Below are 19,334 nucleotides of genomic sequence, written 5' to 3' on the forward strand. Positions count from 1 at the left end.
ATATGTTTGAAGCATTCAATGCACCGTTTATCCAGTTTTGAAAGAACAAATCTTTCAACAAAAAAAGAGAGCTTCAAGACACAAGTAGTACAAGGAAGCAAACGAGTGATTGAAGGAGCGTACTTATGTACGTGACTGATTGAACGAGAGCAGCTGACGCAGTAATACGCCGTGTATTGGAGGTCGAATAAGTCTAGTGATGATGGCAAAGAGGTCACACCCGTTCCCATACCGAACACGGAAGTTAAGCTCTTTAGCGCCGATGGTAGTTGGGGGCTTCCCCCTGTGAGAGTAGGACGTCGCTAGGCGCAAAAAGTCGCTACTGATACACTCAGTAGTGGCTTTTTTTATTTGAACGGATTCTTTATTTATAAACGCATAAATAAGAAGGCATCCGTTGAGGATGCCTTCTTATTTTAATACTTAATGTGTATGAACTGTAGTAGCTCGTAGTTCAATACGACGAATTTTCCCTGATGTTGTTTTTGGTAACTCATCAATAAAGACAATGCTACGAGGATATTTATAAGGGGCTGTTAACGCTTTAACATGCTCTTGTAACTCCTTTGTTAACTCATCTTCATCACGCTCTTTGAAGCCTTCTCGTAAGATCACAAATGCCTTTACGATATGTCCTCTGATTTCATCTGGCGCAGCTACAACTGCACACTCTTGTACAGCTTCATGTTTGTTTAATGCATCTTCAACTTCAAATGGTCCGATCGTATAACCAGATGAAATAATTATGTCATCCCCACGGCCTTCAAACCAAAAGTAACCGTCTTCATCACATTTTGCTTGATCACCTGTAATATACCAATCCCCCCGGAATGCAGCTTGTGTGCGCTCGGGTTCTTTATAATATTCTTTAAATAAAGCTGGTGAAGATTTGTGAACAGCAATATCACCAACTTCGCCAATCGGTGCTTCGTTTCCTTCATTGTCGATAATACGTACAATATTACCTGGAGTTGGAACACCCATAGATCCAGGGCGTAATTCTGTGTTTTCTAGTGTACCAATTAATAATGTGTTTTCTGTTTGTCCATAGCCGTCACGTACTTTTAGTCCAAAATGATTCATAAACGTTTCGATAACTGGGCGATTTAAAGGTTCACCAGCAGAAACAGCACTACGTAAAGATGATAGATTATAATCTTGTAAATTATCAATTTTCGCCATAATACGGTATTCAGTCGGTGTACAACATAGAACATTAACTTTTTCATCCTGCATTAATTGAAGGTAGGTTTTTGCATCGAATCCACCATGATAGACAAATGCGGTAGCACCGAGCATGATTGTTGATAAAAAAGGACTCCATATCCACTTTTGCCAACCTGGAGCAGCTGTTGCCCACACAAGGTCTCCTTCACGTACACAAAGCCATTTTGAAGCTGCAGTTCTAATATGCGCATAACCCCAGCCATGTGAATGAACAACACCTTTAGGTTTGCCAGTGGTACCAGATGTATAAGATAGGAATGCCATGTCATCACGTGTAGTAGCTACAGCTGTAAATGTAACTGGTTGCTTGTTTGCCAATTCATCTAGTGAAGTCCAATCTCCTTTCGCAGCACCGATCACTAGTTTATTTTTCAATGCGTCTACAGAAGAAGTAATTTGATCAATTTCACTAGTAAAAGCCTCATAGGCAATCACTGCACTAGCAGAAGAATGCTCCATACGATATTCTAAATCGCTTGCACGTAGCATCTCTGAACATGAAATAGGTACGATGCCAGCCTTTAAGCAGCCTAAAAAAACGAAATAGGCTTCTGGTAGTCGAGGAATAATAACTAATACACGATCACCCTTTTGAAGCCCCTTCTCCGTAAAAGCATTTGCGTATTGATTCATTTTTTGATTAAGTTCCACATAAGAAACTGTACGTCTCTCTTGTTGTGTATTTAACCAACGTATTGCTTGGCGATCACTATCTTGCGAAAATTTTTCTAATTCCTCTGTGATGTTATAAAATTCAGGTGCAATTAAATCATTTGATACCATCTTGAACATCCTCCCCCAGAAAATTTGATAGAAAATTCGTAAAACTATTTTTATTTTAACAATTGAAATAATATACAGCAAGAATAATTAGTACGTTAAATAGAAATATTAGAGTTAATAGAGAACTATTATGCTGTGACACGAATATAGAAGCAGACTTCGACAAAAAAATATAAAAATTTTCATAAAATGTGTTGCATTATTTATAATGCTTGCTATAATAATAAATGTACTTAAGAGGTTTTCTAAAACCAAAGTGAATAGTATCGTTCCGAAGTAGCTCAGTTGGTAGTAGCACCTGACTGTTAATCAGGTTGTCGCAGGTTCGAGTCCTGCCTTCGGAGCCATTTTTTTGCCCTTTTTTTAAGTACTATTAATACATAAAAAATTTTTAAAAAAGCATTGCAATTATTAATTAAAAATGTTATTATAATTCTTGTCTTGTTTGAGACGTAATATTGGCCCCTTGGTCAAGTGGTTAAGACACCGCCCTTTCACGGCGGTAACACGGGTTCGAATCCCGTAGGGGTCACCATTTAAAACATAGGCTTTATAAAGAAAATAAACTGTGATATAACACCTGTTTCTATGGAGGATTAGCTCAGCTGGGAGAGCATCTGCCTTACAAGCAGAGGGTCGGCGGTTCGAGCCCGTCATCCTCCACCATTCTTATTGTGTTATTTCGGAGGGGTAGCGAAGTGGCTAAACGCGGCGGACTGTAAATCCGCTCCTTAGGGTTCGGCGGTTCGAATCCGTCCCCCTCCACCAGTTTTATAAATGATTGGGGTATAGCCAAGCGGTAAGGCAACGGATTTTGATTCCGTCATGCCTAGGTTCGAATCCTAGTACCCCAGCCATTTTTTCTTTTATGAGCCATTAGCTCAGTTGGTAGAGCATCTGACTTTTAATCAGAGGGTCGAAGGTTCGAGTCCTTCATGGCTCACTTTTCTAGAATAAAATTATTCAAAAGTGTTATATTAACTACAGATAACTAATCTCTTACTGAAAACAGTAGGAGATTTTTTTATGTTATTTATAAATGAATAAATATGCAACTTTTTGTCGAGTTGAGCCAAGTAGTATGTAGGCTTTACAATAATCTTATAACTTTTAGGGGGTATAAAAACATGAATAAACTTAATATTTCTATTATTGGAGTACCAACAGATTACGGACAAACACGTCGTGGTGTAGATATGGGACCAAGTGCTATTCGATATGCAGGTGTTGTTGAACGTTTAGAGGCTATCGGACACGATGTACAGGATCAAGGGGATATTCGTGTTAGTCAAAAGCTTGCAGACGGAGCTGTGGATGAAAAATTACTAAATTTAGAGGAAGTTGTAGAAGTTAGCACTGCATTAGCCAATAGTGTACATGAAGTAGTGGAACAAAAAAAATTCCCACTAGTATTTGGTGGAGATCATAGTATTGCTATTGGAACATTAGCAGGATTAGGCGAGCATTACAAAAATCTTGGTGTTATCTGGTATGACGCTCATGCAGATTTAAATACACCTGAAACAACACCTTCAGGCAATATACATGGGATGCCGTTAGCAGTTAGTATTGGGCTAGGACATGAGCGTTTAGTGCAAATTCGTAACTATGCTCCAAAAATTAAGCCAGAAAACGTTATAATTATTGGAGCTCGTTCAGTAGACCCAGGAGAGCGTGAATTGATTCGTCAACAAGGAATTAAAGTATATACAATGCATGAAATTGACCGACTTGGCATGACACGTGTGATGGAAGATGCACTTGCTTATTTAAAGGAACGAAATGTTGATGGCTTACATTTATCGCTTGATTTAGACGGACTAGATCCACTTTATACGCCAGGTGTGGGTACACCAGTCCCAGGCGGAATTACTTATCGAGAAAGCCATTTAGCAATGGAAATGTTACAAGAATCAGGCATGGTAACTTCAGCAGAGTTTGTAGAGGTAAATCCTATATTAGATGAAAAGAATACAACAGCAAATGTGGCTGTTGCATTAATGGGATCTTTATTTGGCGAAACACTAGTTTAAAGAAAATTTGACAAAAAATTGCCTGTTGCCACATTGCATAAAAATCTTTTGCTATAATTGAATTAAAACGAAACTTTTCTTATCGGTGCTTCGTATAGTATAAGACAGTTGTAAAGGTGGAGAAGTCAACACAATGGATGCGTTAGTAAATAAGAGAATAAAACAAGTGCTTAAAGGCGATCAAAACGCATTTGCCGATATTGTGAGTCTCTATCAGCACAAACTGTACCAAGTATGCTATCGAATGTTAGGCAACAAACAAGAATCTGAAGATATTGCTCAAGAGGCTTTTGTGCGTGCTTATATGAACTTGCATACATTTGATCAGAAAAGAAAGTTTTCGACGTGGCTTTATCGCATAGCGACAAACCTCTGCATTGACCGTATTCGAAAAAAGAAACCGGATTATTATTTAGATGCAGAAGTAGCTGGTACAGAAGGGCTTGATATGTATTCGCAAATCGCAGCAGACGACCAGCTACCAGAGGAGCAGTTAGAACAAATGGAGCTGCAAGATCGCATTCAATATGAAATTGGACGATTGCCGGATAAATACCGTTCGGTTATAGTATTGAAATATATAGAAGAGTTATCGTTACAAGAGATTAGCGAGATTTTAGATATGCCGCTTGGAACGGTGAAAACGAGGATTCACCGCGGACGTGAGGCATTACGTAAGCAATTAAACAATCTGTAGGAGGGGGAGCGTCATGAATACTTGTCCAGAGCATATTATAGACTATATGCATGATTATTTAGACGGTGACATTAGTCGTGAGCATGAGCAAGAGTTGAAACAACACTTGCATACATGTAATGATTGTAAACAGTTGATGCAAGAATTGAGTGAAACAATCGCCTTTGTGAAGAGTGCTTCCCATATTACAGCGCCTCCGGATTTTGAAGCAGCAGTGATGGCTCGTTTACCAAAACCAAAAAGTCGAGTAGGTATACAAAAATGGATTCGCCGGCATCCGTTCTTTGTGGCAGCAGCAGTATTTTGCTTATTCATGAGTGCTACATTATTGGGTAGCTTCATGGATGACCAGCATTTCTCAGTGACCAAGCAACCTAATTTAGTTGTTGAAGGTCAAACAGTGATTGTCCCTGAAGGGGAAGTGGTGAAAGGCGATATTGTTGTAAAAAATGGCGATTTGATTGTTGAAGGTGAAGTTGATGGCAACGTCACAGTAATTAACGGGCAATATATGGCATCTTCAGCGGTAGTTTCAGGGAGAATCGAAGAAATAGACGAAGTATTTGAATGGTTATGGTATACGATTAAAAATTCTGTTAAGACTGCCATGACATTTGAGGAAAAAGAAGAAACTAAATAACACTCTATACGTCCTAAAAAATAGTGCACGTGAGAGGCTGAAAGGTCTACTCTTCTGAGTAGACTTTTTATTTGAAAAAAGTTACATTTGTTAAGAATGTGATATACTTGAATGTGTATGGATTCGTAATGAAAAGTGGGGGATGCCACGTGCAAATTATCGAACATTTCACGGATTTAACGCCTGTGAATATTGTTATTAACTTCATTGATGTACTGCTCGTTTGGTACGTTGTTTATAAAGTCTTAACCCTCATTAAAGGTACGAAGGCTGTCCAATTACTTAAGGGAATATTCGTCATTATTATTGCACGAATTGCAACAGACCTTTTAGGGTTACAAACACTTGGCTGGATGCTACAACAAGTTATTGAGTTTGGTTTCCTAGCGATTATTATCATTTTCCAACCTGAAATCAGACGTGGTTTAGAACAAATTGGGCGAGGAAAGCTATTCCAACGCTCATCTAGTCAAGAGGAAGAAGAACAAACAAGACTTATTGAGGCAATGAAGAAGTCTGTAAGTTATATGGCTAAACGTCGAATAGGTGCGTTAATTTCTATTGAAAAAGAAACAGGTCTTAATGAATATATCGAAACAGGTATAGGGCTAAATGCTGAAATTTCATCAGAATTACTGATAAATATCTTTATACCAAATACGCCGCTACATGATGGGGCGGTTATTATGCAAAAAGATAAAGTGACAGCAGCAGCTTGTTATTTACCTTTATCTGAAAGCCCATTTATTTCAAAAGAGTTAGGGACACGCCACCGTGCTGCTCTCGGCTTAAGTGAAGTTACAGATGCTATTACAATTGTTGTGTCAGAAGAAACAGGCGCAATTAGTATAACATTAAATGGTAATCTCCATCGAAATCTTTCTCTAGAGGAGTTCGAAACATTATTACGAAAAATGTGGTTCGGATCAGCACAAGAATCAAATGCATCCTCTAAGTTGACTTGGAGGGGGAAAAAGAATGGATAAAATGATGGATAGCCCTTGGGTATTAAGAATCATCGCGCTATTTTTAGCATTTTTGCTTTTTTTCTCAGTGCGTACCGAGTTGTCACCATTAAATAAAGCTACCTCAAATGAACAAACGGATGTTATTCGCGATGTTCCAGTAGATGTTTATTACGATAATGAGAATCTTATTGTGACAGGTTTACCTGAAACCGTAGATGTAACGATAGAAGGTCCGATGGCATTGGTTTTAAAAGCAAAGGGAGCTAAGGATTTTTCTATATTTGCCGATTTAAGCAACTTATTACTTGGAGAGCATGATGTAAAACTGCAATACGAAAATATTTCAGAAAAGTTAAAAGTGACATTAGACCCTGCAACTGTTCATGTAAATATTGAGGAAAAGGTCACACAGGAGTTTCGAGTAGACCCTGAAATGAACAAACGTTTAATCGAAGAAGGTTTTATCTTAAAAGAAATGACGGCCAATCCGCCAACTGTTTATGTAACGGGTGCAAAAAGTGCTATTGAAAGCATTAGTTATGTAAAAGCAACTGTTACAGGAGAGCAAGGCTTGAAGGAATCGTTCTCTCAGGAAGCCGCTGTAAAAGTATTAGATCGAGATTTAAATAAGTTAGACGTGACTATTGAACCTGAAATTGTGAAGGTTCAAGTAGATATAGCGGAGTATAGTCGAGAGATCCCAGTTGTCCTTAAGGAAACAGGGCAAGCAGCGGAAGACATTACTATTAATTCATTAACATTTACACCAAAAATGGTCAAAGTGTATGGTAGAAAATCAATTATTGATAGTTTAACATCCATTCCAATAACAGTTGATCTGTCAAAAATTACTGAGTCCAAAACTTATGAATTTGATGTAAAATTACCAGATGGTGTGACAAAAATATCTGACAAGAAAATAAAAGTGAAGGCGGATATTACAAAGATTGAGAAAGAAGAACAGCAGAAAACACCAGCTTCTACAGAGGAAACGCCACCTCCAACGGAAGAACCTAATGTGACAGATGAGAACACTACAACTGATAAAAATACGTCAACCGAGGAATCGGAAGATATTGATTCTTAAACAATATGTGACTATAATTTTATTTTGATTCTAAATCAAAAATCCAATCAGGTTTGTGATTCAGGTTTCATCAATCAAACTGGCAGAGTGGAAAATTAATAATTACCAACGAATGAACAAAAGCAGACTTTTCCAAAAGTAAGCGGACAAGTGTCTAATGCTTGATAGAAACTCACTAGGCACTGTCTTGCATTGAAGGAGAGAATAAGTAGAATGGGTAAATATTTTGGAACAGATGGCGTCCGTGGCGTCGCGAATAGTGAATTAACACCAGAATTTGCATTTAAACTTGGTCGTATAGGCGGCTATGTTTTAACCAAAGATGCAACTGACCGTCCAAAGGTTTTAATTGGTCGTGACACACGTATTTCAGGTGAGATGCTTGAAGGTGCACTTGTGGCTGGTCTTTTATCAATTGGGGTAGAGGTAATGCGACTTGGTATTATTTCAACACCAGGTGTGGCATACCTTACTCGAATTATGAGCGCAGATGCAGGCGTCATGATTTCAGCTTCACATAACCCAGTTGCAGATAACGGTATTAAATTTTTCGGTCCTGATGGCTTTAAGCTAACAGATGCACAGGAAGCGGAAATTGAAGCGTTAATTGATGCACAAGAGGATACATTACCACGTCCTATAGGAGCAGATTTAGGATCTGTAAGTGACTATTTCGAAGGTGGTCAAAAATATATTCAATACTTAAAGCAAACAGTGGATGAAGAATTTGATGGTATCCATGTAGCGCTTGATTGTGCACATGGTGCAACTTCCTCTTTAGCTACACATTTATTTGCTGATTTAGAAGCTGACATTTCTACAATGGGCGCTTCTCCAACTGGCTTAAATATCAATGATGGTGTAGGCTCAACACATCCAGAAGGACTAGCAAAATTTGTTACTGAAAAAGGTGCAGATGTTGGTTTAGCTTTTGATGGCGATGGAGACCGTTTAATTGCTGTAGATGAAAACGGAAAAGTTGTTGACGGTGACCAAATTATGTTTATCATTGGTAAGCATTTAAATGCAGTAGGGCGTTTGAAGAAGCAAACAATTGTTTCAACAGTAATGAGCAATATGGGCTTCTATAAAGCTGTGGCTGACAATGGTATGCAGAGTATACAAACAGCTGTAGGAGATCGTTATGTTGTGGAAGAAATGCGTGCCAATGAATACAATTTAGGTGGCGAGCAATCAGGGCATATCGTCTTCCTAGATTTTAATACAACAGGTGATGGCTTACTGACAGGAATTCAGCTTGTCAACATTATGAAAGCGACGGGTAAAAAGCTTTCAGAACTTGCAGCTGAAATGAAAATATACCCTCAGCGTCTTGTCAATGTGCGTGTAACAGATAAGCATGCTGTGACTGATAATGCAAAAGTAGCTACAGTAATTGCAGAGGTAGAAGCTGAAATGGCTGGAAATGGTCGTGTTTTAGTGCGTCCTTCAGGTACAGAGCCATTAGTACGTGTCATGGTGGAAGCGGCAACAGAAACAGATTGCGAGCGTTTTGTCGAGCGTATTGCGGATGTGGTACGTGCAGAAATGGGCCTAACAGAATAGGAAATATAGTGTAAACCCGATTTCCGTAAACAGGAAATCGGGTTTACTTATTTGAAAGAAATGTTTTAAATAAGCGAGATGGGGAACAGTAATTAAGAGTCACAATAACAAGGAGTGTTTAATTGATATGGCTAAAATTGCTACAGTTATAACAGATATGTTTGAGGACATTGAGTTTACAAGCCCTAAGGAAGCTTTAGAATCAGCTGGGCATCAGCTTGTAACAATTGATACCGAAGCGGGTAAGGAAATTAAGGGTAAGCATGGAGAGTCAGTGAAAATTGATAAAGGCATTGATGAAGTAAAAGCTACTGATTACGATGCGTTATTTATTCCTGGTGGTTTTTCTCCTGATATATTACGTGCGGATGATCGTGTAGTAGCATTTGTAAAGTCCTTTATGGATGAAATGAAGCCTACCTTTGCCATTTGTCATGGACCACAACTTCTCATTACTGCAAAGACATTAAATGGTCGTGACGCCACAGGCTATAAATCCATTCAAGTGGATTTAGAAAATGCAGGGGCAAACTTCCATGATGAAGAGGTATTTGTCTGTCAAAAGCAGCTTGTAACAAGTAGAACGCCAGACGATCTTCCTGCGTTTAATCGAGAAATCGTTAAATTATTAGACAGTAAATAAAGGAGAGGCACAAGCATTTTAAATGCTTGTGCCTATTTTGTATTACAATGCTTATCAAAGTGCTTATATATCGCTTTGTCTACATATTTGTCACGAAAAAGCCTTAGGACTAGGTGTTTTTTATAACGAAAATTTGACGGATAGCATATGATTGAGTATGATGGAGAAGTTGAAGATGAGGTCCGACCTTATCCTTTAACGAGCGCCTAAGGAGGGAAGAAAGCGCAAAATCGGAAAACAATTATAGCGCCTGAGCTGAAGAAATCGGACGAAAAGATCTTCAGCAGACGAGGTGGAGGTTTATCGAAAATTCGGCGGATGCCTCCCAATCGACATACCCGATTGTCATTTTCCATTTTGAAAGCATTTGAGTGATTGAATGTACAGAAAATGGAGAAGGTATTGTAAAAGCAATAGATAAATAGATGAAGCTTCACATATCGAAGATCTCTATTCAGTTGACTGAGTAGAGTGAGTAGCTTGTGTGTATTGGAGTGCTTTATTTTTTATAAAAATAAAGCAATGCTTGTACATTCAAAAAATTCGATAGGATGAGGCCTAGTTTGTCATTGCATTAAATTGACATTATCGGAGGACGAGAATTATGTGTGGAATTGTAGGATATATTGGTGAATCAGATGCAAAGGAAATTTTATTAAAAGGCTTAGAAAAGCTAGAATACCGTGGTTATGACTCAGCTGGTATTGCAGTACGTAATGAGGAAGGCGTAACGGTTTTCAAAGAAAAAGGACGTATTGCAGATTTACGAGAAGCGGTAGATGAAGATGTTACGGCTAAAATTGGTATTGGTCATACACGTTGGGCAACACATGGTGTACCAAATCGTTTAAATGCTCACCCACATCAAAGTGCATCAGGACGCTTTACACTTGTGCATAATGGGGTTATTGAAAACTATCACTTATTGCAAAAAACATATTTAAAAGGCATTCCAATGAAATCTGATACAGATACAGAGGTTATTGTGCAATTAGTAGAGTTATTTGTGAAAGATGGTCTAAGCACAGCAGACGCTTTCCGTAAAACATTATCTCTATTACATGGCTCCTATGCACTAGCACTATTAGATGCAGAGGCAGCAGATACAATCTTTGTAGCAAAAAATAAATCACCACTTCTAGTTGGAATTGGTGAAGGCTTCAATGTTGTTGCGTCAGATGCAATGGCGATGCTACAGGTAACAGATCAATACGTAGAGCTTCACGATAAAGAGGTAGTTATCGTACACAAAGCAAGTGTGGAAATTACAAAATTAGATGGTACTGTAGTAGAGCGTGCACCATATACTGCTGAGCTTGATATGAGTGATATTGAAAAAGGCACATATCCACACTATATGTTAAAAGAAATGGATGAGCAGCCTACAGTTATTCGTAAAATCATTCAGGCATATGAAGGTGACAATGGCGATTTAACGATTGATGCGGAGATTTTAGAAGCCTTACGAGCAGCAGATCGTTTATATATTATTGCAGCGGGCACTAGCTACCATGCTGGTCTTATTGGTAAACAATATTTCGAAAAAATGGCTGGTATCCCTGTAGAAGTGCATATTTCGAGTGAATTTGGCTATAACATGCCATTACTTTCAGAAAGACCATTATTTATCTTCATTACACAATCAGGTGAAACAGCAGATAGCCGTCAAGTACTTGTAAAAATTAAAGAGTTGGGCTATCCAACATTAACGATTACAAATGTACCTGGCTCTACGTTATCACGTGAAGCTGACCATACATTGTTATTACATGCAGGTCCAGAAATTGCTGTAGCTTCTACAAAAGCTTATGTGGCACAAGTAGCAGTACTTGCATTAGCTGCCTATGTAACAGCAAAGGCAAATGGCAAAGGCTTAGAATTTGATTTAAAACAAGAGCTCGCGATTGCCGCTAATGGCATCCAAACAATTATTGATTCAAAAGATGTGTTAGAAGACATTGCAGAAGATTACTTAAAAATCGCACGCAACGCATTCTTCATTGGCCGTAATATGGACTTCTATGTCAGCCTTGAAGGTGCCTTAAAACTAAAAGAAATCTCGTATATCCAAGCAGAAGGCTTTGCTGGTGGAGAACTGAAGCATGGAACAATTGCCTTAATCGAAGAAGGTACACCTGTGTTTGCGCTTGTCACACAAGCTTCAGTAGGATTAAACATCCGTGGTAATGTCAAAGAAGTAGCAGCTCGTGGTGCATATCCATGTATTATCGCGATGGCAGGCATTGATGAAGATGGCGACCGTTTAGTCATTCCACATGTTCATGAATTACTAACACCGCTTGTATCAGTAGTACCTTTACAATTAATTAGCTACTATGCTGCACTTCACCGTCGCTGTGATGTAGATAAACCACGTAACCTAGCAAAATCGGTAACTGTTGAGTAAGAACAAAAATTAGATTTAATTTTGTTTGTTCAGTTACAATAAAGTTCTATACTAGACAAAATAGTTGTATACTTTACAATAAAGTCTTATACTGGACAAAAAAGTTGTATACTGGATATTCAAACAATTTCTATGAGTGATTCTAACTATATTATTGTATATAAATAAGATAAACCTTGATACAGTATGATGCTGTATCAGGGTTTTTGTTTTTTCAAAATGGCTTTCAAACCTTTCATTTTTCTAACTATATATATAAAGTAGGTACATTAAAATAACCTTGGTACATTGTCTACTGTGCCAGGGTTTTGTTTTGTCATTATTACCGTTGAATTATAATCCTTAGAGCAGGAATTAAAACTTTTTTTAAAAAAAAATTGCTATTAATTAATGAGTTGTAGAAAGGTATCAAAAATAAACTTCTTAATTTTGATATGTATCAACATATGCATATATTCTCCACATTTATAGTCTATACTTTATTTTTAAATGTTCTGTAGAAAGGTTGCGTGAGAGTATTTGTTAGAACAATTAAATTTAATACTTGCATTTGGGGCTGGATTATTATCATTTGTATCACCTTGTTCATTACCATTGTATCCTGCTTTTCTATCTTATATAACAGGAATATCCTTTAATGAACTAAAAGAAGAGAAAGGGATCTTAAGACGAAAGTCTTTAATACATACCCTGCTTTTTTTACTTGGTTTTTCTATTATTTTTATGGCATTAGGTTTCTCAACTTCTTTTATCGGAAAGATTTTTATTCAGTATAAAGAGTTACTAAGGCAATTTGGAGCAATTTTCATGGTCTTTTTTGGATTAGTTATTCTAGGTTTCTTTAAATTCGATATTTTACAATCGGAAAAAAAGATTAGTTTTAAAAAAAGGCCCAAAGGATATTTTGGCTCAGTACTTATTGGTATGGGTTTTGCAGCTGGATGGACACCTTGTACTGGACCAATTCTTGCCGGAGTAATAGCTTTAGGAGTGTCTAACCCCGGGCAAGGAATGTTGTACATGTTATTTTATGTGCTAGGTTTCTCTATACCTTTCCTAATAATGTCCTTATTTATTGGAAAAATGAAGTTTCTTCAAAGAAAAAATGGACTGTTTATGAAAATAGGTGGTGCAATAATGATTCTGATGGGGGTTTTATTGTACTTTGATATGATGACTAAAATTATTGCGTTTTTAACACCTATTTTTGGAGGATTTACTGGCTTTTAGTTTTATATCATATAAGAGGGGAAGGAACCAAACTTAATTATGGATAAAAAAAAGAGACGATTTCTTATGCGTTCAATTATATTAATTGTATTATTTGGGGCAATATTATTTACAGTATATACAACTTTAACTAAAGAAAAAAATGAAGTATTACAAATAGGGGATAATGCTCCAAATTTTACTCTAGTTGATATGTATGGTGATAAACATAATTTGGAGGAATACAAAGGACAAGGTGTCTTTTTAAACTTTTGGGGGACTTGGTGCAAACCCTGTGAAAGGGAATTCCCAATTATAGATAGATATTATAAGGAATATAAAGAAAAAGGTATACAGGTATTAGCTATAAATATAGCAGAATCCGACTTCGTGGTTCAAAATTATATTGACCGAAAAGGTTTAACTTTTCCGGTATTAATTGACAAAAACAAAAGTGTAATGGAAGCATATAATATAAATCCATTACCAACGACTATTCTTATTAATTCAGAGGGTAAAATAGAAAAAATAATCACTGGAGAAATGAAAGAACAGGATATAAAGAGTTACATGGAACAAATTTTACCAGACTAAGTAATAATTTTTTAGACTAATAAGAGAGGTGAAAAAATTAGTGAACAAAATCTCTACAAAATTAGCATCGTGTTTTTTTATTGTAGTGCTAATAATGGATTTATTTCTTATGTTTTATCTTCATCGAAATATAATTAATTCGAGAGTTGAAGAAGAATATTATACATTATTGGCGAATGGTGCTAATCATAGAGATGTTTTAATTGAAAATTTTTCTGAAACTACAATAAAACATATCGTTTTGATGGAAAAAAGTAAAGATCGTGCGGTGATCATTACCGATAATAAAGGAAATATCATTGGTAGTTCAGATATTAGTGAATCTTTAAGTGGACAAATAGTTTCTTTAATAAAGAACGTAGACGTAGAAACAGATGAATTATTGACTTCTAACTGGAAAGAATCCCCTTATATTATGAGTGTGCATCCTTATATCTCAAATACAAATCAATCTGGATACGTTTTAATGCTACAAAGTACTGGTTCTCTTAATAAGATGGTTCATGAATTAACTGAACATTTTGGTATGGCAGGTGCTACAAGTTTTATTGTACTTTTTATTGTTTACGCGGTTCTGTCAAAAGTTATAACAAGACCTTTAATACGGATGAAAGAGGCAACAGAGAAATTAAGCAAAGGTGAGTTTAATGTAAAGCTTGCAATTAAAAGTAAAAACGAGCTTGGTGAGTTAGCAAGTTCAATTCAGAAATTAGCCAATGATTTAGAACGTTTAAAAACAGACCGGAATGAATTTCTGGCGTCAGTGGCTCATGAATTAAGTACACCGTTGACATATTTAATTGGATATTCAAAAGTAGCGATGAGAGAGAGTCTAAGTAAGAAACAAAGAGAACAGTATCTTGAAATTATTGTTGAAGAGTCCAATAGAATGAAGGAATTGGTAAAAAATTTATTAGACTTGGCTAGAATGGACGAAAACACATTTACTGTCATGAAAGAATCTTTCTCTGCTCGATATTTTTTCGAAGCAATATGTAAACTTGTTGCTCCTTCATATGATCTCAAGAATATTAAGTTGAACTTTGTTTGCACTGAAGATTTTCAAATATATGCTGACCCATTACGTTTAGAGCAAATTGTCATAAACCTATTGGATAATGCTTTGAAATATTCAAAGGAAAATACAGAGGTAACATTAAAGGCTTGTAAAAATGAAGGGAAAACAAGAATTGAGGTTATTGATACAGGTATTGGCATTCCACAAGAAGAAATTGACTTCATTTTTGAGAAGCTATATCGTGTTGAGAAATCACGTTCTCGTGCATATGGTGGTTCAGGAATTGGACTTGCTGTTGTGAAGGAATTAGTAGAAGCACACAATGGTACCATTGAAGTCAAAAGTAAACTTGGAGAAGGAAGTACATTTACGGTGATCATATAACACATGGAGGTTAAATATGCAGACAATTTTGATTGTGGATGATGAAGAAAGAATGCTCGATTTAGTCGAATTATTTTTAATTCCACATGGATATACCTGTATTAAAGAAAAGAGCGGAATAAAGGCAATAGAGAGAATTAAGAAAGAAAATATCGATCTCGTTTTATTAGATGTTATGATGCCTGAAATGGATGGATGGGATGTTTGTGAATCTATTCGTGAATTTTCAAAAGTACCCATTATAATGCTAACTGCAAGAGCTGATAAATCTGATTTAGCTAAGGGACTTTTATTAGGTGCAGATGACTATATATCCAAGCCATTCGATGAAAGAGAGTTAATAGCAAGAATCAATGCTGTTTTGCGTAGAATTGTCGGATTTGAAAAGGATAATGAAAATATCACTTTTAAAGATTTTGTTTTAGATAAAGAAACATATTCTCTACACTACCAAAATTCAAGTGTGCAACTTACTTTAAAAGAATTTTTAATTATAAAAGCATTAATATCTCGACCTTCTAAGACATTTACAAGAGAGGAATTACTGCATGCTGCATGGGAATATGAAACAGATACAGATACGCGGACTGTTGATTCACATATAAGAAATCTAAGAGAAAAATTAAGTAAATCTGACTTTCCTACCGATGAGTTCCTTAAAACGGTTTGGGGAATAGGGTATAAATGGAGTTAAAAGGAGAAAAGTATGAAAAATTACAAAATTTGGTTAGGTCTATTAGTTATTGTTTTAGTTTTAAGTGCTTGTAATTCAAAAGAAAAAGATAGTTATTCATTTGAAGAAGTGGATAACCCAAAAATTGAACATATACATGGTTTGGGATATATAAATGGTAAAAGTGATTTTGTAATTGCAACACATAGAGGATTGTATAAATATGGTGTAAAGGGTTGGGAAGAAGCGAACAGCCAAAAACATGACTATATGGGCTTTCAGGCGGTCAAAGATGGCTTCTATTCAAGTGGACATCCTGAGGAAGGCTCAAACCTTAAAAACCCTTTAGGAGTTATAAAAAGTACAGATGAAGGAGCAAATCTAGAACAATTAGCCTTTTACGGCGAAATTGATTTTCATTATCTTGCAGCTGGTTATGATTCGAATACAATCTATGTCATTAATGAAACACCTACAGAGAATATGAGTGGTGGATTGCATTATTCAATTGATGAAGGGAAGTCTTGGACTGAATCAGCTATGAATGGCTTTAATTCCGAGTTTGTTTCTAATTTATCAGCTCACCCTTCCAAAAAAGAAATAGTTGCAATTGGTAGTAAAGATGGAATCTTTGTTTCGAATGACTATGGAGTTAACTTTAAATTACTTAAGTCTACTCAAATGGTTACATACGTAACTTTAAATGAGAATGGGGGTTACTATACAAACTATGACTCAAATTCTGTTTCCCTTAGATCATTCTCATTGGATAGTAAAGAAGAAAAAAATATACAACTCCCAAACGAGATAATGCAAGACCCAATTATTTATATCGCTTCTAATCCTACTAATCGAGAAGAAATTACTTTTGTAACAAATAATCTTAACTTCTATCTTTCTAAGAACGAAGGGGAATCGTGGGATAAATTAGCTTCAGAAGGGGAATTAAAAATAAAATAAGGTTATTGAAGGGTGATTGAGATGTATAATTTGATGTCTCAAATTAGTCAAACCATAAGTGAACCAGTTTCTGTATTCTTAAATTCATATGAGCATTCCCCAATCATTATATCTATCCTCCTTGGGTTGATAGGTGCATTTGCTCCATGTCAACTGACTGGAAATATTAGCGCTATTACGTTATATGGTAATCGTACTATCCAATTAGGTAGTAATTGGAGAGAGATCGTTTCGTTTATTATGGGTAAAGTCATAGTATATAGTGCAATTGGTTTGTTGGCGTGGGCATTTGGACAAACATTTGAAAACAAAATAATTAATTTCTTTCCGGTTTTCCGAAAATTGATTGGTCCTCTATTAATACTTACCGGACTTGTGTTAATGGGGACAATAAAGTTAAGAATATTAAATCGAATTTCAAAGAACGTTCCTACTATACTAAAAGAAGGTTATATTGGTTCCTTTTTTCTAGGAGCTAGTTTTGCAATTGCATTCTGTCCAACAATGTTTGTACTCTATTTTGTATGGCTAATGCCAACCGTTATGTCGACTTCATATGGATTAGTGTTACCTGCAATATTTGGATTGGCAACATCAATACCTCTTGTCATCATCTTATTTTTTATATGGTACTTTGATATTAAGGGATTAGTAATGAAGAAAAGTATTAAAGTAGGTAGGTTTATTCAAAAAATAGCCGGAGTTACTCTTTTTATTATTGGAATTTTTGACACAATTACTTATTGGGGAATGTAAATATAAATAATTTAGAAACAAATAAAAGTACATTGCTTTTCAAACATTAATAGAAATCACTATTGTTACAAGTGTTAAGTTTAGATTACGTAACTTGTTCTCCATATTTTCTCCACATATTTTTTCTAAGATACATGTGTAGATTACTATGAGGAGAATAATAATATGGAAACACATTTAATAAAAAAGGTTGCGATTTTAGTAGTAATCTTCTTAATACTAGGTTCAAATTTTGTTTATAGAGTTCATGGCGCAATGAAGGTCGAATCTCCTTTGATTAGCAGTGAAGCTGCTATATTAATAGATGAAAAAACGGGGCGAATTTTATATGAAAAAAATCCAAATCAGAAGATGGCTCCTGCTAGCTTAACAAAGATAGCAACTGCAATATATGCAATTGAAAAAGGGAACCTAGAAGACATTGTCACAATTAGTAAAAATGCTAGAGAAGTTGAAGGAACTAGGGTTTTTTTAGAAGAAGGAGAAAAGGTTAATCTAAGAAAGCTTATTCAAGGCTTACTTGTGAATTCTGGTAATGATGCAGGTATTGCTATTGCTGAGCATTTGGATGGGTCTGTAAAACAGTTTTCGACTAGTATAAATAAATATTTAGAGAATATTGGAATACAAAATACGAACTTTGTAAATCCCCATGGACTATATGATCCAGATCATAAAACTACTGCACAAGATTTAGCAAAAATTACGAAATACGCAATGCAAAATAAGGAGTTTCGTAAAATTTTTGGTCTAAAGGAACTTAATTGGGATGGCAAATCGTGGGATACTACTCTTTATAGTCATCATAAATTAATGAGAGAGCGACCTTATGAAGGAATAACGGGTGGAAAGACTGGATATGTTGATGAATCAGGAATAACTCTTATAACAACAGCAACAAGAAACGATATATCGGTTATTGTCGTAACGCTTAAAGCGCAAACAGAAGACATGGCCTATAACGATACAATAGAACTTCTTGATTATGCATTTGAGAATTTTGAGTCTAGGAATATTCCGATGGGAAAAATATATAAAATTGATGAAATGTCCTTTAAGACCAAAGAAAAACTCGATTATATAGTTTTACAACATGAAACAGTTAGTCAAAGAATCTCTGGAAAGGGTCATTTAGAGCTATTAAATCAAAATCAGGATACTATCGCATCTTTTCAGTTAGAAAATGCCAATAGTAAAATAAATAAAAATGTAACTCATAAAGACACAGAGGACTCGAATTTAAATCAGGATGCATCGGTGTACACAAAATTTAGCGTAATGTTTATTTTCGTCCTATTCATCTATTTAAAGTTTATTCGAAAGAAGAAATTAATATAAATTAAGACAAAGAATGAGGTACATTTTTATCCTCATTCTTTCAGACTGTAGACAAACTCAATGAATTTTGAGTTTGCCTACAGTCTTTTTTCTTTTACAATAAAATAAAGTAAAGCCGTTGATTTCCACTACGGGCGGACGTTTTCCGCGGGCGGGGTCGAGCTGCTTCCCTCGCTTCGCTCAGTCCAGGATCTCGACTTTCCCGCTTTTCCCGCAGGAGTCGCCACCCTTCGTTCCAATCAACTTCTACATAAATAATTCCTTATTCATCTATTGATAAAAAGTACACTTTCGAGGTGATCAACCATGATGACGAAAAATCAAATCAATGAACGTGAACAATTAGAAATG

General features: G+C 35.9%; 16 protein-coding genes, 6 tRNA genes and 1 rRNA gene. 22 read left to right on the top strand and 1 reads right to left on the bottom strand.

From position 1 onward, the window contains the following. The first annotated feature begins 192 nt into the window (after window positions 1-192). Window positions 193-308 (top strand): 5S ribosomal RNA (gene rrf / locus CD31_RS00765). 115 nt (window positions 309-423) lie between these two features. Here the strand turns inward: rrf and mbcS are convergent. After that, window positions 424-2,010: an acyl-CoA synthetase MbcS gene (gene mbcS / locus CD31_RS00770; RefSeq protein WP_036075007.1), complete on the bottom strand. Its 1,587-nt coding sequence runs from the start codon at window positions 2,008-2,010 to the stop codon at window positions 424-426. 270 nt (window positions 2,011-2,280) lie between these two features. Between mbcS and CD31_RS00775 the strand changes: the two genes are divergently transcribed. The 21 genes from CD31_RS00775 to CD31_RS00875 all read left to right on the top strand — a co-directional run bounded on the left by CD31_RS00775 (window position 2,281) and on the right by CD31_RS00875 (window position 18,983). Further along, window positions 2,281-2,357 (top strand) — tRNA-Asn (locus CD31_RS00775). A gap of 113 nt (window positions 2,358-2,470) precedes the next feature. Further along, window positions 2,471-2,545: transfer RNA gene (locus CD31_RS00780), tRNA-Glu, on the top strand. Window positions 2,546-2,600: 55 nt separating this feature from the next. After that, window positions 2,601-2,676 (top strand) — tRNA-Val (locus CD31_RS00785). Between the two features lie 18 nt (window positions 2,677-2,694). Then, window positions 2,695-2,778 (top strand) — tRNA-Tyr (locus CD31_RS00790). A 14-nt stretch (window positions 2,779-2,792) separates the two neighbouring features. After that, a tRNA-Gln gene (locus CD31_RS00795) sits at window positions 2,793-2,867 on the top strand. Between the two features lie 13 nt (window positions 2,868-2,880). Then, window positions 2,881-2,953 (top strand) — tRNA-Lys (locus CD31_RS00800). 184 nt (window positions 2,954-3,137) lie between these two features. Further along, a complete protein-coding gene (gene rocF, locus CD31_RS00805; RefSeq protein ID WP_036075010.1) occupies window positions 3,138-4,043 on the top strand; it encodes an arginase in 906 nt (301 codons plus the stop codon). Between the two features lie 133 nt (window positions 4,044-4,176). After that, window positions 4,177-4,740, top strand: a complete 564-nt coding sequence (gene sigW, locus CD31_RS00810; protein ID WP_004225410.1) for an RNA polymerase sigma factor SigW — start codon at window positions 4,177-4,179, stop codon at window positions 4,738-4,740. A gap of 13 nt (window positions 4,741-4,753) precedes the next feature. Next, window positions 4,754-5,380, top strand: a complete 627-nt coding sequence (locus CD31_RS00815; protein WP_036075014.1) for an anti-sigma factor family protein — start codon at window positions 4,754-4,756, stop codon at window positions 5,378-5,380. 149 nt (window positions 5,381-5,529) lie between these two features. Continuing rightward, window positions 5,530-6,366, top strand: a complete 837-nt coding sequence (gene cdaA / locus CD31_RS00820; RefSeq protein ID WP_016995289.1) for a diadenylate cyclase CdaA — start codon at window positions 5,530-5,532, stop codon at window positions 6,364-6,366. Next, window positions 6,359-7,435: a CdaR family protein gene (locus CD31_RS00825; protein ID WP_036075017.1), complete on the top strand. Its 1,077-nt coding sequence runs from the start codon at window positions 6,359-6,361 to the stop codon at window positions 7,433-7,435. Before cdaA ends, CD31_RS00825 begins: the two co-directional genes overlap by 8 nt. A gap of 213 nt (window positions 7,436-7,648) precedes the next feature. After that, a complete protein-coding gene (glmM, locus tag CD31_RS00830) occupies window positions 7,649-9,001 on the top strand; it encodes a phosphoglucosamine mutase (RefSeq protein WP_016995288.1) in 1,353 nt (450 codons plus the stop codon). A gap of 127 nt (window positions 9,002-9,128) precedes the next feature. After that, window positions 9,129-9,644: a type 1 glutamine amidotransferase domain-containing protein gene (locus CD31_RS00835; RefSeq protein ID WP_016995286.1), complete on the top strand. Its 516-nt coding sequence runs from the start codon at window positions 9,129-9,131 to the stop codon at window positions 9,642-9,644. A gap of 604 nt (window positions 9,645-10,248) precedes the next feature. Further along, window positions 10,249-12,051, top strand: a complete 1,803-nt coding sequence (glmS, locus tag CD31_RS00840; protein ID WP_016995284.1) for a glutamine--fructose-6-phosphate transaminase (isomerizing) — start codon at window positions 10,249-10,251, stop codon at window positions 12,049-12,051. Between the two features lie 519 nt (window positions 12,052-12,570). Continuing rightward, the gene (locus tag CD31_RS00845; RefSeq protein ID WP_009374095.1) at window positions 12,571-13,281 is read left to right on the top strand and encodes a cytochrome c biogenesis CcdA family protein; all 711 of its coding nucleotides are present in this window, start codon (window positions 12,571-12,573) and stop codon (window positions 13,279-13,281) included. Window positions 13,282-13,320: 39 nt separating this feature from the next. After that, window positions 13,321-13,854, top strand: coding sequence for a thiol-disulfide oxidoreductase ResA (resA, locus tag CD31_RS00850; protein ID WP_036075026.1), 534 nt, complete (start codon window positions 13,321-13,323; stop codon window positions 13,852-13,854). 40 nt (window positions 13,855-13,894) lie between these two features. Next, window positions 13,895-15,256, top strand: a complete 1,362-nt coding sequence (locus tag CD31_RS00855) for a sensor histidine kinase (protein WP_009374093.1) — start codon at window positions 13,895-13,897, stop codon at window positions 15,254-15,256. A gap of 16 nt (window positions 15,257-15,272) precedes the next feature. Next, window positions 15,273-15,950: a response regulator transcription factor gene (locus tag CD31_RS00860; protein ID WP_009374092.1), complete on the top strand. Its 678-nt coding sequence runs from the start codon at window positions 15,273-15,275 to the stop codon at window positions 15,948-15,950. A gap of 12 nt (window positions 15,951-15,962) precedes the next feature. Continuing rightward, window positions 15,963-16,889 carry a F510_1955 family glycosylhydrolase gene (locus CD31_RS00865; protein ID WP_009374091.1) on the top strand — a complete coding sequence of 309 codons (927 nt, stop codon included), beginning with the start codon at window positions 15,963-15,965 and terminating at the stop codon, window positions 16,887-16,889. A 21-nt stretch (window positions 16,890-16,910) separates the two neighbouring features. After that, complete coding sequence (locus CD31_RS00870; protein WP_009374090.1) at window positions 16,911-17,645, top strand: urease accessory protein UreH domain-containing protein; 735 nt, start codon at window positions 16,911-16,913, stop codon at window positions 17,643-17,645. A gap of 165 nt (window positions 17,646-17,810) precedes the next feature. After that, window positions 17,811-18,983 carry a D-alanyl-D-alanine carboxypeptidase family protein gene (locus tag CD31_RS00875; RefSeq protein ID WP_009374089.1) on the top strand — a complete coding sequence of 391 codons (1,173 nt, stop codon included), beginning with the start codon at window positions 17,811-17,813 and terminating at the stop codon, window positions 18,981-18,983. Window positions 18,984-19,334: the final 351 nt, after the last annotated feature.

It is taken from the genome of Lysinibacillus boronitolerans JCM 21713 = 10a = NBRC 103108, assembly GCF_000772935.1.
Classification (GTDB): domain Bacteria; phylum Bacillota; class Bacilli; order Bacillales_A; family Planococcaceae; genus Lysinibacillus; species Lysinibacillus boronitolerans.